The organism is Candidatus Thiodubiliella endoseptemdiera, from assembly GCF_964212635.1.
Lineage (GTDB): Bacteria > Pseudomonadota > Gammaproteobacteria > PS1 > Pseudothioglobaceae > Thiodubiliella > Thiodubiliella endoseptemdiera.
In genome coordinates, this window is record NZ_OZ156463.1 from 398167 (window position 1) to 413456 (window position 15290).

The 15290-nt window shown below is 38.4% G+C and carries 7 protein-coding genes; 2 read left to right on the top strand and 5 right to left on the bottom strand.

Annotation, left to right across the window (positions count from 1 at the left end; genetic code table 11):
• Together AB8525_RS02025 and AB8525_RS02030 are read right to left on the bottom strand one after the other, a co-directional pair.
• Positions 1-882 (bottom strand): hypothetical protein, encoded by an 882-nt coding sequence (locus AB8525_RS02025; RefSeq protein WP_369150204.1) that lies wholly within the window; start codon positions 880-882, stop codon positions 1-3.
• Between the two features lie 106 nt (positions 883-988).
• Positions 989-1345: a multiprotein-bridging factor 1 family protein gene (locus AB8525_RS02030; RefSeq protein ID WP_369150205.1), complete on the bottom strand. Its 357-nt coding sequence runs from the start codon at positions 1343-1345 to the stop codon at positions 989-991.
• Between the two features lie 26 nt (positions 1346-1371).
• Between AB8525_RS02030 and AB8525_RS02035 the strand changes: the two genes are divergently transcribed.
• A complete protein-coding gene (locus AB8525_RS02035) occupies positions 1372-1908 on the top strand; it encodes an ATP-binding protein (protein ID WP_369178289.1) in 537 nt (178 codons plus the stop codon).
• Between the two features lie 55 nt (positions 1909-1963).
• Here AB8525_RS02035 and AB8525_RS02040 read toward each other — a convergent pair whose 3' ends face one another.
• Both AB8525_RS02040 and AB8525_RS02045 read right to left on the bottom strand, forming a co-directional pair.
• A complete protein-coding gene (locus AB8525_RS02040; RefSeq protein ID WP_369178291.1) occupies positions 1964-2383 on the bottom strand; it encodes an N-acetyltransferase family protein in 420 nt (139 codons plus the stop codon).
• A gap of 93 nt (positions 2384-2476) precedes the next feature.
• Entirely contained in the window at positions 2477-7141 is a 4665-nt protein-coding gene (locus AB8525_RS02045) for a tandem-95 repeat protein (protein ID WP_369178293.1), read from the bottom strand.
• Positions 7142-7274: 133 nt separating this feature from the next.
• On the opposite strand from AB8525_RS02045, the gene AB8525_RS02050 reads away from it, so the two are divergent.
• The gene (locus AB8525_RS02050) at positions 7275-8504 is read left to right on the top strand and encodes an IS256 family transposase (RefSeq protein ID WP_369178295.1); all 1230 of its coding nucleotides are present in this window, start codon (positions 7275-7277) and stop codon (positions 8502-8504) included.
• A 159-nt stretch (positions 8505-8663) separates the two neighbouring features.
• On the opposite strand, the gene AB8525_RS02055 is transcribed toward AB8525_RS02050, so the two are convergent.
• Positions 8664-15287: a beta strand repeat-containing protein gene (locus AB8525_RS02055; RefSeq protein WP_369178297.1), complete on the bottom strand. Its 6624-nt coding sequence runs from the start codon at positions 15285-15287 to the stop codon at positions 8664-8666.
• Positions 15288-15290: the final 3 nt, after the last annotated feature.

A 15290-nucleotide genomic window follows, 5' to 3' on the forward strand; every position in this document is an offset into this window, starting at 1 on the left:
TTATTTGTTTGATTTTGTAGTGGTGCTTAGGCGTTTTCTGAGTTCATTAAACAGACTATTGGGCTCGTATTGAACTTTGTCATAGGCTTCTATGCGTTGCATAAAAGAATTAGGTGTAGTGATTGAGTGTGCAAGACTACCATAATTATATTTAATAGAGCCATTTTTACGCAATACAGGTTTATCAATTTCTATCTTGATATCTCTGCTTTTGCCAAAACTACGACAAGTCATAGCGCCAGATATATAATCTAGATTTTTATAGATATCTCTATCATATTCTAAAAGGTGATAATTATTTAGTGGTATTTTACTGCCAGAGACATAAACTACATCCAACCCCAACTTATATTGCTGACCTCGTTTAATAGCGCGTTTCCTCCAACCTGGATCATCCTTTATATTTTGAGGAATAAGAACGCCAATAGATTTGCTACCATAACGACTATCAAACCTATTTTCAGTATTCCAAGGCAAATCTGCCTTGTCATCAATATACATATCTACAATACAAGCGGTAGACGGTCGGCAGTTTTCTACCTCAGAGAAGTAACCACACTTGGTGCCATAGACATCTAAATCAAGTCGATAGGCTAAGGCCTCTGCGCCTTTTAATTCATCATCAATCCACTGCTTTGGCATACCAAAGCGTTTGGCAAAGGCTGAGGTGTATACCCAAACATGGATATCTTTTTTGTAGGTGCCTCGCTTGCCTGCCTTTTTTCTACCTTCTGGGGTGTAGCGGTCGTTGTAGTTGTCTATCGTAGAGTTTTGGTTGGCAATAACTGTGTTAGCTGCACTTAACAACCCAAGTGCTAAAGTGGTTGCTAAAAAATACTTTGATATGTTTTTAAGATTTGTTGTGTTGTTTATTTTTATCATTGCTGTTAGCCTCATTTTTTTGAATTACAATTTTCCAATTATAACCAGTTTTTTTTTGCAAGTATTTTTTTAAAATTTTTTATAAAAAATGTCAAGTTCAAAGTTTTTATAAAAGCCGTAAATGTCGTAATTTCTCGACCATTTTTTCCGAAGGTTTTCTTTCTCCACCCTCCCAAAACTTAACCGTGGTTGAATCAACTTTTAGCAGGTGAGCAAATTGTTTTTGATTAAGTCCTTGGTGGAGTCTGTGGAGTTTAATTTTTTTGGCTAATGTTTTTGGTGCATTTTTGTTTTTAATATTTTTAATATTTTGAGTTAAGGGACAGTAATTTAAAAACTCCATTATTTTAGGATAGTATTTTGCAGGTATGTTTTTTGTGCTATTCTTTTCCCAATTAACTATAGTAAAATTATCAGTTCCTATGATTTTCCCAACATCTTTTTGAGTTTGTATATTTTCCAACCTTTTTTTTAATATGGTCGCCCAGTGTGATTAATTCTTTGGGCATTCCTACAATAGGCTTTGGAACGGTAAATACAAGAAACGGCAACAAGGCAATGAAACTATGCCCCTGTGGGTATTATGGCGATGGCACATCAAAATGCCATTGCACCGAAGACCAAATTGACCGGTATAAAAACAAAATATCAGGTCCATTACTTGACAGAATTGACATGGTGCTTACTGTGCCACCACTGCCTAAAGAGGCACTACTTGAACAAACCAATAGTAGCGCAGAGTCAAGTGAAGTTATACGAGAAAGAGTGTTAAAAGCCTACAATAAACAAATTAAGAGACAAGGAAAAATCAATGACAAACTCATTCCTGATAAAATTGACAAACTCATTAAACTAGACAAAGACAATAAGCAATTATTAGAAATGGCAATTGATAAATTCAACCTTTCAGCCAGAGCCTACCACCGTATCCTCAAAGTCGCTAGAACCATTGCAGACTTAGATAACTCAGACAGCGTTAACACCCAACACCTTACTGAGGTGATTAGCTATCGGCGAAGTAATTAATTTAAGCAATAAAAGACTTGGAGTTATTAACTCGTACTTCTTTGGTTAAGGGCTTTTATAACTTGAATGCATAATTACCCCCTAAAGTTTTTGCCCCTATTTTTCTAAAAAATCTATCAGTATTGGCAATACTGATGCCTGATGTTACATGAAATAATAAATGAGACACACCATGATCTTTGGCAAATTTCTTTGCAGACTTAACTAAACGCATAGCGACTTTTCCACCTGCTAATGTATCGCGAATTTGTTTCTTAATATAGATAACGCTAACAGTTGCTATAGGGCGTGAATCGGCAATAAAGTAACTACCAAGTGTTGCGTAAATAAAACCAACAATCTCATCACCAATACGAGCGACTAAGCATATTGCCTTTTTACTAATAATCTTGTCATAAAATGCACTAAACTTAACTCTGCTAAACGGCATATCAGCAAAAACACTCTCGTGATGGACTTGTTGTGCTAATTTCATCAATGTATCTTTGTCACCAACTTTTGCCAAAGAGATGCTTATTTTGTGATTATTTTTGCTTTTCATAACAACAACCTAGTAAACATTCAACACTTAAAGCACAATCAAAGCATTAGCATTAGATAAGTCTTCAAATGATAGACTAGTATTAGATAGTGTAATATTCACATAACTCTCACCAATACCAACACCATCAGAATCAATACTAATAATACTATCGCCATTCGTATTTTCAACGCTAATAAAATCAGTGATATTCTGCCCCTCTTGATAATCGACTAAATCTGAGAGGTCTAATTTATCACCTTCAAATAAACTAAAGTCAGTAATCGTATCATTGCCATTATTATTACTATAGACAAATGTATCACTGCCTAAGCCACCACTCAAGGTATCATCTCCTTGGTTGCCAGTTATTGTGTCATCACCTGCCAAGCCTCTAATAATATTATCACCTCCATCGCCAATGAGTTGATTATCAAAGCCATCACCTGTTTGAACAACATCAATACTTAGCGTTTTAGAACTTGTTGCAGTATCTGAATTTGAAGATTCTATTGATGTTGCTTCAATTTCTATATTGAGATGACCTGAAAAGTCGCCTGTTATGAGTTGAAGATTGTTTAAATCATTTTGACTTAGTAAGTAAGAGCCATCTTCTTGCTTTATTCCGTTGTTAAGCATTATCTCACTTGGCAGATTTTTAATACTAATACTCAAACTCTCAGAGCCATCAGTATCGTTTAATACTGCTGTAATTGGCAATGCTAAGGTTGAGTTAGATGCTACTTCTAAAGTGTTATTTGAGCTAATCACCACATTATCAATCATCAGTGATGAACTTACTGCAGTATCTAGAAGGTTGGCAACTGCAAGGTTGAGCTTACCATTACTGGTTGCGATATATTGAAATTTCTGCCAACCATCGGATGCACCAAAATCACCTACAGTACTAACATCTGATAGCTTGAAACTATCATCACCAATTTTAACTAAGGCAAAATCATTATAAGGTGCATAATCATTGGTTGAGAATATATATTCAAAAGACACTACATCACCTGTTTTAACATCTATCACTGTTTGCATGGCTGAGCCATTGGTGGCATTGCCATTAAAGGTATCTAGCTTACCATTACCCATATTCATAAAACTCTCAAGTACACTTTGGTCAACAGAACCATATCCAGTGGTTAGCCTTGCCATATAGCCATCATTATCTGCTGAGTTAAATCCATCATAACTACTCGCCACATCAACATCACCAACTGTTTGCCAGTTATTAAGATTGCCTGAGGCAAAATCAAATACATAGTCATTTGCCTCAATAAGTAGTAGTGGACTGTCTGCTCTAGCAACAACCTCTACATTGATATTACTGTGATAAGTGTTGCCACTGCTATCAGTTGCAGTGTAGGTTAGAGTTTCTATCCCACTATAATTGTCATTTGGCACTATTTTGATATTGCCGTTTTCATCAATGGAACTGATGGAATTTTCACTTACAATATTGGTGATAGTTATATCACTTAAACCAATATTGTTGATGATAGAACTTTTATCAATCACCAGTAGATTATCTTCCGCTACTGAGAAGGCTAAATCTGTTAACGCACTTGGACTGCTTACTTTAACTTGAGCAGTTTGACTAACAACATTAGTATTGCCATTACTGCTTTCTGTTGAGATAGCATCAACGATTAAGTTGTAAATTTTATTTTTTTCACTAAAGGTGATTTCTAAATTGTCATATTGTGCTTTGGTCAGTTGCCAATAACCATTAGTGAGGAGTGAGCCGTGAGAAAGCGTTGCACTATTCGGTAAGCCTTTAATGACGATGATTAAACTTTCTGAGCCGTCTTTATCTGCTAAATTAAAATCAAGGGGTAGTTTGTAAACATCACCCACTTGTACTTGGTTACTCTCTGCGTTAACAACAACATTGTCAATCAAAAGGCTACTATTAACTGCACCATCTTTGAGATTAAGCACGGCAAAGCCGAGATTGCCTGAGCTTTGCGCCACAAAAGAGACTTCCTTCCAACCTGAGTTGCCCATATTACCAACATCTGCCACGCTTGACAAGTGATAAATTTCATTGCCAATAGAATAGGTAGCAAAGTCTACATAGGGTTGATAATCATCGGTATCAAACATATAGTGAAAACTCACTGTATCGCCTTTACTAACAATAAAGTTACTCTTTAGTGCGGAACCATTAGTTGCTTGAGAACTCACATCTTTTACACTGCTATCACTAAGCGTTAAGAAACTGTCAATATCGCTACTATAAGTTTTAGCTCCACTAATACCTGCTTTGGTTGTGGTTTGCAATAGATAGGCAGAACTACCTTCTTGCATAGTGTAACTCTCATAACTACTAACTAATTTGTGATAACCAATTTTGTCCCAAGAATCATTTTCAATATTGAGTCCATAAGACTGTGCTTGCTTGCTGTTATTTGCAACCACAACCTTATCAGCCACTGCTTCAATATTGACGCTGGCTTTGGCATCAGTTAGTTCATAGCCATCACTAATCTGGTAACTAAACTCAATTTTGCCACTAAAGTTAGTCTTAGGAGTAAGTGTCCAAGTGCCGTTATTGTTATTTGTTAGTGTGGCATTGTTACCAGTAATAGATAAATTCACCGCACTTAAGTCATCACCATCAAAGTCAATGGCGTTCGCTAAGAGTTGTGTTGAGGTAATAGTGAGACTTTGGTCTTCGTTTGTTGCGAGCGTTACCTCAGCAAGATTGATTGCCTTATGGTTATAGAATTCAAAGTTGTCTTTAGTTAAAGAACTGCTACTCACGCCTTCTAAATAAATGGCGTTCTTGTTATGTCCAACCTCAATCTTGGCATAAGTTTTGCCATTTTGATTAACAGAACTAATGCTAATATCATTTATTGAGCGAAGGCTTTTAACATTGCTTAAATCAAGGGTGTCAACACCTAGCTCAAAATCCTTGATTAAGTTAGTCAGCCCTGACTTTGCTTGTTGGTCTTGATAAGAGAGCTTAAAGGTATCGGCATCGCTACCACCTGAGATAATATCCAAATCACCTTCTAGGTAAATGGTGTCCTTGCCACTACCCGCATTTATCGTATCATTACCAGCACCACCATAGATAACATCATCACCAGCTTCAGTATTAACAATATCATTGCCATCGCCCAAGGTAACTGATTCTATATTCAGCTCATCTAAATTGATATTAACAGTGCTATCACCTTTAATTACTAACTTGTCATATCCGCTACCACCATCAATATAGGTGCTAGTTAAGGTGTCGTCATTATTGACCGTAATCATATCATTACCAGCACCCGCCTTAAAGGTATCAAGTCCTGCACCACCAATGAGTATGTCGTTTCCACTACCACCTAGTAATATGTCATCGCCAGCGCCACCTGATATTAGTACAGCATAATCAGTGGTAGACGCGTCTAGCGTATCATCGCCAATATTGCCTGTGACAATATCGTAATTGTTATCCTTAAGGTTAATATTGAGTGCATCCGTTGAAGTGTGGAAATAACTGCCTTTCTCATTAGAATCAGGTTCTAATCGCATCTCATAGCCGCTGTCAGTTTCAACCATTTTATAACCGCTAGTTTTATATTTAAAAGCAACATCAGCCACTTCACCAGTAGTGCCATCATTTTTAGTAAAAGTGGTTTTGCCAAAGATGACAGAGCCATCATCTAGTTCTTGTTTTTCCTCGTCAGAAACCAAATTGATAGATTGAACACCTGCTTGAGTGAGTGTTTTAAGCTCGCCTGCATCCACTGCACCGTTTTGGTTTTTATCTTGCCACAGTTTAAATTGATTAAACTTGGCATCACTTGAACTTAGTATATTGTCATCATTGGAGTCAAATTTAGCTTTAAGTGCTTGAAGATCCGTGTCATCAGCCTCTGTTAATTTAGCAAAGGCGATTTCACTAGAGCTGGTAATCTGACCATCGTTATTTTCATCAAAAACCAAAATTGCATCTGTTGTCCAAGCGGTTTTCTCTACATAACCATCATCATCAAAATCAAAATAGGTAATTGATTCATTTTTATCTAACTCGGTGATTTCAATACCATCATCTTCCATATCAAGCACAACTGGTTTGCCTTTGCCACCACCTGATGAACTGTCATCATTGCCCCAATCGTCGTCATCATCCCACCAATCATCATCATCGCTGCCCCAATCGTCGTCATCATCCCACCAATCGTCATCAGTACCATCCCAGTTATCAGGGTTATCAAATTCATCGTCATAACCATCATCACCAGGCTGAGGGGTTTGGTCATCATCCCAGTCATCATCAGTGCCATCCCAATTATCAGGATTATCAAATTCTTCATCATAGCCATCATCCCCAGGTGCAGGAGCTTGGTCATCATCGTCATCATCACTCCACTCGTCATCAGGTTCACCATAAAAATTACCCCACTGGTCATAACCAAAAGCATCAACGCCACTCTCATCATAACCCCAAGCGTTATAACCCTCTTCATCATAAGTCTCATCCAGCCCATAGTAATTACCTTCACTATCAGCATAATAATTACCAAACTCGTCAAAACCTTGGGCATTAACACCGTATTCATCAAAGCCTTGCACATCAAAGCCATTCTCGTCATATTCCTGTGTTGCAAGGTTTATCTCGGCAATGGCTTGTTTTAAAGTGGTGTCTGTGTCGGTCTGAGTTAGCGTTTGTTCGGCTTGGGTGAGTTTGTTTTGAAAATTATCTAACAATTCTTGCTGAGACTGAGTAAATGTACCTTGAGCAATTGGTAAAGAATGAGAGCGTAAATTAAACTGTGTAAATCCTTAAAAAGCTTTTGATCCTATAAAATCAAAAGCATTAAAAATACAAGGAGAAACACAAATGAGTTTAATCAACCACAACGAACTAAAAAGACAAATCCAAACAGGGGAATTTACCTCCCTTGATAACATCGCAGATGAATTTAAAAACATAATGCGAGAGGTTATTCAAACTGCTAGCGAAGAAGAACTATCAAGCCATCTTGGCTATCAAAAAAATCAGTTATCACTAAAAGATAACGACGGTCGTAATTATCGCAATGGGCATAACAAAAAGACTTTAAAATCCAAGTATGGCAATATAGATGTCGCCATCCCCAGAGATAGGCAAGCCAGTTTTGAGCCACAACTAGTCAAAAAGCGTGAAGTCATTTTAGACGGCAGTGAGGATTTAATCTTGTCTCTTTATACCAAAGGCATGAGCGTTAGAGACATTCAAAATCATCTTGATGATTTGTATGGTTATGAGCTATCTACCACCACCATATCCAACATTACCGAGAAGATTATGGTTAAGGTAGATGAGTGGCAGCATCGTCCTTTAGAGGCGATTTATCCCATCATATTTATGGATGCTACCGTACTTAAAATCAAGATTGATTCTGTGGTTAAAAACATTGCTGTGTATATTATGCTGGGTGTAAGTCTTGAAGGTAAAAAAGAGATTATTGGATTTTGGATAGGTGAAAACGAAACATCTAAGTACTGGCTCACAGTGTTAAACGATATTAAAAAGCGTGGTATTAACGATGTTTTAATCTTTGCTATTGATGGATTAAATGGCTTTAATAAAGCAATAGAGGCTGTTTACCCAAAAGCTGAGGTTCAGCGCTGCATTGTTCAGCAAATCCGCTCATCGCTAAGATTTGTGTCTTGGAAAGACACAAAGGCAGTTGCTAAAGATTTAAAAGCTGTTTACACGGCTTTAAACGAAGAGCAGGCATTATTATCACTAGATGAATTTAAACATATTTGGGATAAAAAATACCCTAATATTGCCAAATCATGGCATAACCATTGGAGTGAGCTATCAACATTCTTTAAGTATCCGCAAAGCGTTAGAACATTGATATACACAACTAACCCAATAGAATCATTAAATGCTATTATCAAGAAGAAAACTAAATCTAAGGGCTCATTCCCAACACAAGGATCAGCGCTTAAAATGGTATACTTGGCAACACAACAAATACAGGAAAAATGGCAAAGAACTAGAGTTAGAAACTGGGGTGAGATTTACCCTCAATTATGTATCTTTTTTGATGATATTATGGAAAAATACGAGAAATAGTTAAGAGTGAAAAGGCGGATTTACACAGTTTAATTTACGCTCTCGAATTTAAATTATTTCTTTAAATAAGTATAAAACTTTACACAAATAGGAATTCTGCCAATCATCCTTATTTATGCAAAGATTTCTATATATTAAATCACAACCAAGGTAATCGTTTTACAACACAATCAAACTATCCTGCAGCGCTTCAAGCTCAACACTTCCTGTGCCGATACCGCTCAGAATAACATCAAGTTCAGGACGGTCAAAATTACCCGTGCCGTGAATATCAACAACAAGATACACATCTTTACCGTCATCATTAATACTAAAGAAGTCGGCTAGATTGTATTCATCCCCAACATCAAACAAATTACTAAAATCAAGTTTATCGCCTTGTAAAACATTAAAATCAAGCACTTTAGCTACACCTTCATAGTTAAATACAAAAGTATCTGCATTGTCATTACCCTGCAATACGCTGTTCTCACTGGTGGTAACTAAAACGGTATCTTTATCAGCATTTTGGTAAGCAAAAGCACTATCGCCGCCGATACCTTGTGTGTCATCGGTGTAGTGGATTTTGAATTGTCCGTATTCGGTAACATCACCATTAGCAAGGGTTTGTTTGTTGTTGTCACTGGTGAGTTCGATTTTGCTAATGCCTACTTCGTCTAGCGTGCGTAATTCACCTGCATCACTGATACCGTCTCCATCTTTATCTTGCCAAACTTTAAAGTTCGCCCAGTATTTGTCGTCTTGGGTGAAGTTACCATCTTGATTACTGTCAAAATATGCCATTCCTTCTAGGTCGGTTTTAGCGCCTTTGACATAATCGCTTAATACCAACTCTTCTCTGCCTGAGATTTTGCCATCGCTGTTGGCATCAAAACCGATTAAGCCGTCTTGCGAAGCAACCCAAGCGGTGTGTTCTTTTTTGCCATCGCCATCCACATCGTAGTATGCAACACTCTCACTTAATGATGTGTATTCAACAACGCCGTCATGATTGAGGTCAATGGTCAGTGGAGTGGTGTCAATTACTATATCATTATTTGGGACATTAACGCCCAAAGTTTGCACTGCACTAGCTGCCGTTGTGCCAACTTTATAAACGGCTCTATTAGCCGTTAGTTCAGAAAGTGTTGACCCACTGTAATCAAGAGAGGAGGTAAATATTGAGAAATTACCAACTCTACTTCGGTCGTATGCAGATGTGCCACCTCCAACGGCTTTAACCACAATATTATCAATCTTGTAGTCTTGACCCAAATCAATTTGCACCCAGCCATCGGTTTGGGCTGATGAAGTTGCCATCCCTTCTGAAGTGCCATTTTTACCATCAACAATTTTAGCGGGTGTCCAGTTAGCGTAATGTATCAGTGCTGCATCAGAAGTAACGGTTTTACCTAGTGCGACATTAACACCGTCAACCATGACTTCAACTTCACCGATAAACATTTGTTGACTAGTGCCATCTTGTTTAATTAAAACATAGCGACTACTGCCCTTGACAATAGGTGTATTTAGTACAGCAGCATTGCCAGCTATATCCGTAAGTGTATCCCCGCCAGTTAAGGCTATTGTACCTGCATTCAATTGCACACCTCCTGCAACATTCGTATCACCTGCAACAATAGTATAAGAAAATACCATCTTATTGCTATTTGCAGTGTTTAGAGCGGTATCGTAGGTGGCTTGTTTGTTTGTGCCATCAAAATTAATGGTGTAGGCTGTTGTTCCTGAGGTTGCCTCTGTTAATACTATGACTTCGCTCATATCAAGGGTAACTACAATTTTATCACCAATGCCTAACCCGACTGTTTTATCGGTAGTGCCATCACCTTCAGTGCCTTTGACGCTTACGCTTTCTACTGTTGGGGCTTTAAGGTCATATTTTTGTTCGTGGGTATCGGCTTTTATATTGCCTTGATCTACTCCATTTTTAGCAACATCGGCAGCAACATCGACACTCAATTCACCTTCAGAGTTTGCAACTGGGGTAACTTCTAAAGTGTACTCGCTATCACTCACTTGAGTGAAATCACCAAGGGTAGCTTCAGTTTTAATGGTGATATCTTTAATCTCGGTGTTGTCGTTAGCAAACGCAGAATCAAAATGCAGTTCATTGGTTGCGGTAGAGGCAGTTAGTGATTTGTAGATTAAAACACCATTTTTATAATAGGTGATTTCTGTGCCGATACGCTTAACGGTAAAGACATCGCCTGCATCGTAAGCGCCATAATCCCCAATATCAGCATTATTTTCATAAATGCGAACTTGACCATAATCTCGAGCATAAATTGCATAGTCAAGAGTATCACGATTATTATTACTATTATCAGTAGAAAGTCCAGCCATAAGCGCTTTGTTATTCGCAACAACAGTAAAACTCATAGAACCGTTACCCGTAAAGCCGTCTTTGGAATAGACACCAGAAGTGCCCCAAGTTATGCCTGTACCTGCTTTTATTGAGTTGCCAGTAACTGTGGCACCTAGGATGTTGATGGTGCCGTCACTGCTGCCGGTGGTGTTTAGAGGGATAGCAGAATTGGCGCCTATGTCTGTGATGATGATATCATCTTTGGTGAAGTTCAAAACATCGTCACTAAAAGCAAAGGTAAAGGTAGTGATTGCATCATTAGAGATTGTATCAAGTGAACTGTCGGTGATAACGAGGGTTGGAGAAAAGGATACAGTTGTGGTTGCCACTGCAGACCCACTCTCGTTACCAGCCTCATCAACATAACTAAAGGTTGCAGAGCGTTCACCTTCTGTGGCACTGGCACTGGTGTTTTTAAGTTTAACCGCATGCATCAGTTGTTGTGCTTCAGTAGCACTAAAGTTAGTGTCATCGCTCTTAGATAGGGTTAGAACTTTTGAGGTCAAGTCGTAAGTGTAGTTAAGCCCTGTTAAGCCAACTACATTGATATTGTTGCCTGCTGCGTCTTTGTTTAGGGCAATGTCTTGATTAAGCCCTAACAGCAACATATCGTTAGCTGTGTCTAAATCAGTACCGCCTATGAGTACCTTAATTTGTTTAATATCAGTTGCAATTGGAGCAACAATACTAGCATCAAAGGCGATGCCTTGTGCTAATTGTTCACGGTTGATGGTGGTTGCACTGGTGTTTTGAACATTAGCAGCAGAATCTAAATCTACAGCATCTGGGGCAATAGTATCAACCATAATCGTAGCGACGGCTGAAGCACCTTCATTATTATTACCGTCTACATAGCTAATAGTTGCAGTTCTATTGCCTTGTGCTGGAGAAATTGCTGTATTTTTAAGTGCAACTGCCTCAGTAATGGCTTTAACTTCAGCAACTGCTAGATTACCCCCGCCATTTTGAGAGAGTACTAGTGTTTTGCTGACTGCTGTATAAGTGTAGTTAATACCTGTAACGCCATTTATTGTAATATTACTACCCGTTGTATCAGCAGTGAGAGTGAGAGTGAGAGTGATATCAACATTTAAGGCTAATTTGTCATTGGTCGTGTCTAAATTAGCACCGCCTAAAACAACTTTAATTTGTTTAATATCAGTTGCAGTTGGAGCAACAATACTAGCATCAAAGGCGATGCCTTGTGCTAATTGTTCACGGTTGGTGGTGGTTGCACTGGTGTTTTGAACATTAGCAGCAGAATCTAAATCTACAGCATCTGGGGCAATAGTATCAACCATAATCGTAGCGGCGGCTGAAGCACCTTCATTATTATTACCGTCTATATAGCTAATAGTTGCAGTTCTATTGCCTTGTGCTGGAGAAATTGCTGTATTTTTAAGTGCAACTGCCTCAGTAATGGCTTTAACTTCAGCAACTGCTAGATTACCCCCGCCATTTTGAGAGAGTACTAGTGTTTTGCTGACTGCTGTATAAGTGTAGTTAATACCTGTAACGCCATTTATTGTAATATTACTACCCGTTGTATCAGCAGTGAGAGTGAGAGTGAGAGTGAGAGTGATATCAACATTTAAGGCTAATTTGTCATTGGTCGTGTCTAAATTAGCACCGCCTAAAACAACTTTAATTTGTTTAATATCAGTTGCAGTTGGAGCAACAATACTAGCATCAAAGGCGATGCCTTGTGCTAATTGTTCACGGTTAGTGGTGGTTGCACTGGTGTCTTGAACATTAGCAGCAGAATCTAAATCTACAGCATCTGGGGCAATAGTATCAACCATAATCGTAGCGGCGGCTGAAGCACCTTCATTATTATTACCGTCTATATAGCTAATAGTTGCAGTTCTATTGCCTTGTGCTGGAGAAATTGCTGTATTTTTAAGTGCAACTGCCTCAGTAATGGCTTTAACTTCAGCAACTGCTAGATTACCCCCGCCATTTTGAGAGAGTACTAGTGTTTTGCTGACTGCTGTATAAGTGTAGTTAATACCTGTAACGCCATTTATTGTAATATTACTACCCGTTGTATCAGCAGTGAGAGTGAGAGTGATATCAACATTTAAGGCTAATTTGTCATTGGTCGTGTCTAAATTAGCACCGCCTAAAACAACTTTAATTTGTTTAATATCAGTTGCAGTTGGAGCAACAATACTAGCATCAAAGGCGATGCCTTGTGCTAATTGTTCACGGTTGGTGGTGGTTGCACTGGTGTTTTGAACATTAGCAGCAGAATCTAAATCTACAGCATCTGGGGCAATAGTATCAACCATAATCGTAGCGGCGGCTGAAGCACCTTCATTATTATTACCGTCTATATAGCTAATAGTTGCAGTTCTATTGCCTTGTGCTGGAGAAATTGCTGTATTTTTAAGTGCAACTGCCTCAGTAATGGCTTTAACTTCAGCAGCGCTTAGAGTACTACCATCGGTTTTAACAAGGGTCAAAGTGTTGGTACCAAGGACATAACTATAACTCATGCCTGCTACTCCACCGATGGTGCCTGTGGCACCTGAATCGCCACCTGTGGCAACATCAATACTAGCACTTAAGCTCAGTAAATCATTTGTTGTGTCTAATCCTGTAAACGCCATCTTAATGGTTTTAATATCGATTATATTAAGTGCAACAATATCGGCATCAAAGGCAATGCCTGTTGTCAATGTGGTTGCCAAATTGGTAATATTAACAATACCGATGCCACTTGTTTGTATGCCGATTGTTGTTGGGTCTAAATCCAGTGCACTATTGTTAGTCGTTACCTTAGCTTCAATTACTAATGTAGTTGCTGTGCTGTCTAATTTAATCTCCGCACCTGTTTTACCCGCCGTGGTGTTAGTGCCACTACGCACCATAATGTGAGTTTGGTTATAAGTACCTGTTAGTAATTCAAAATAATCGCCCGATCCTGTTTGCCAATTTACGCCATCATCAATGGAATAAACCCAATTAGTGCCTTGGTTAGCAACATTGATTTGAATACCTTTATTGCCGTTAGATAAAGTGGTTTCTGCAACGATACCATCGGTATATGAATCACCCGTATCTTCAAAGCCAAGGGTAAGGTCATCATTTTTCTTTCCTGTAATATCAATAATTGCTATGTCATTTACTAAGTTGTTAATTTCATCATTACTAACGTCAGCTTGTGCAGCGCCCATGTCTAGCATCGCCTTACCAGCATCCGTTAGTTCGTCACCTGATGCTTTAAATTGCGCCGCTAAATCTGCAATCGTTTGATCAACACTGCCCGAGGTTTTATCAATACCAGACATTGCAGCAAGCACCTTACCATAGTCATCACTAGTAGCATAAGTATTTTCACCCTTGCTATTTATAACAAGATTTGGTTTGGCATTAACAATATTATCAACATCAAACGCTTTAGCAACATCGTTATTGGCTTTATCTACGGCGTCAGCATCTGGTGCTACACCCGCTTTACGAGCCGCTAGTTCTGTTAATGCAGTGATAGTTACATCTTGCTTACCCATTTGAATATTAGCGATAGCAGATAAATCATCTGCTAAATCTTTTTGTGCATTAACGGCTTCATCGTGATAATCCACTCCTGTAGTTTTGTCAATAACTTTAAAAATTGCAACACCTGTATAAGTGCCTAAATTCAGTTCAAAGGTGCCGTCATTAGCAACTTTGACTTCATTGCCAATTTTGCTACCATCTACTTCGTAGGCCTGAACATATAGTCCATTGTTTTCTATTACTGGTCCTAATGCAATAAACCCGTTAATAACAGTATTGACAATACCACCGCTACCTGCACCCGCCAATCCAATTGCTGCCAAGCTACTCAAAATGGAGAATCCGCCAGATTCAGATTCTTTCGCTGCTACGCCAAAATCTGTCGCAAAACTAGATGCAAAAACATTAGATTGCGAGTTTGCGATTGCCTGAAGCACAGACTCTTCGCCATAAAAATGCACAATTACTGAGCCATCATCTAAGGCAAAAAATGCACCTTCGGTTACATAATAATTACCATTCTCGGCAGGTAAAGAAACCAAACAAGATAAATCAACTGCGCATAACTCAAAATAATTGTCAAAAATAACAACATCGCCATCTGCCAAAAGCACTTCTAAATCATCGCCAACCTTTTTAGCAATTAAATCAAAATCATCCGTTAATATGGCATTTTTTTGGACGCTTAATGTATAGTGATAACCCGCTTCAACCTTAACATGTTGAGGCTGTTTATCCTTAACAATGCCAAGTATATCGTCTTGCTCAATTACTTGGTAATTTTTATTTTGAGCTAAATTATCAACAACAATATTTTTAGAGGATAACTGCCCCGCTCGATAAGTTGCATTAACTTGCAATTGCTGCACATCTTTAACCGCTAATTGCTTTCCTTGTGTAATATTATATGATGCCATAAT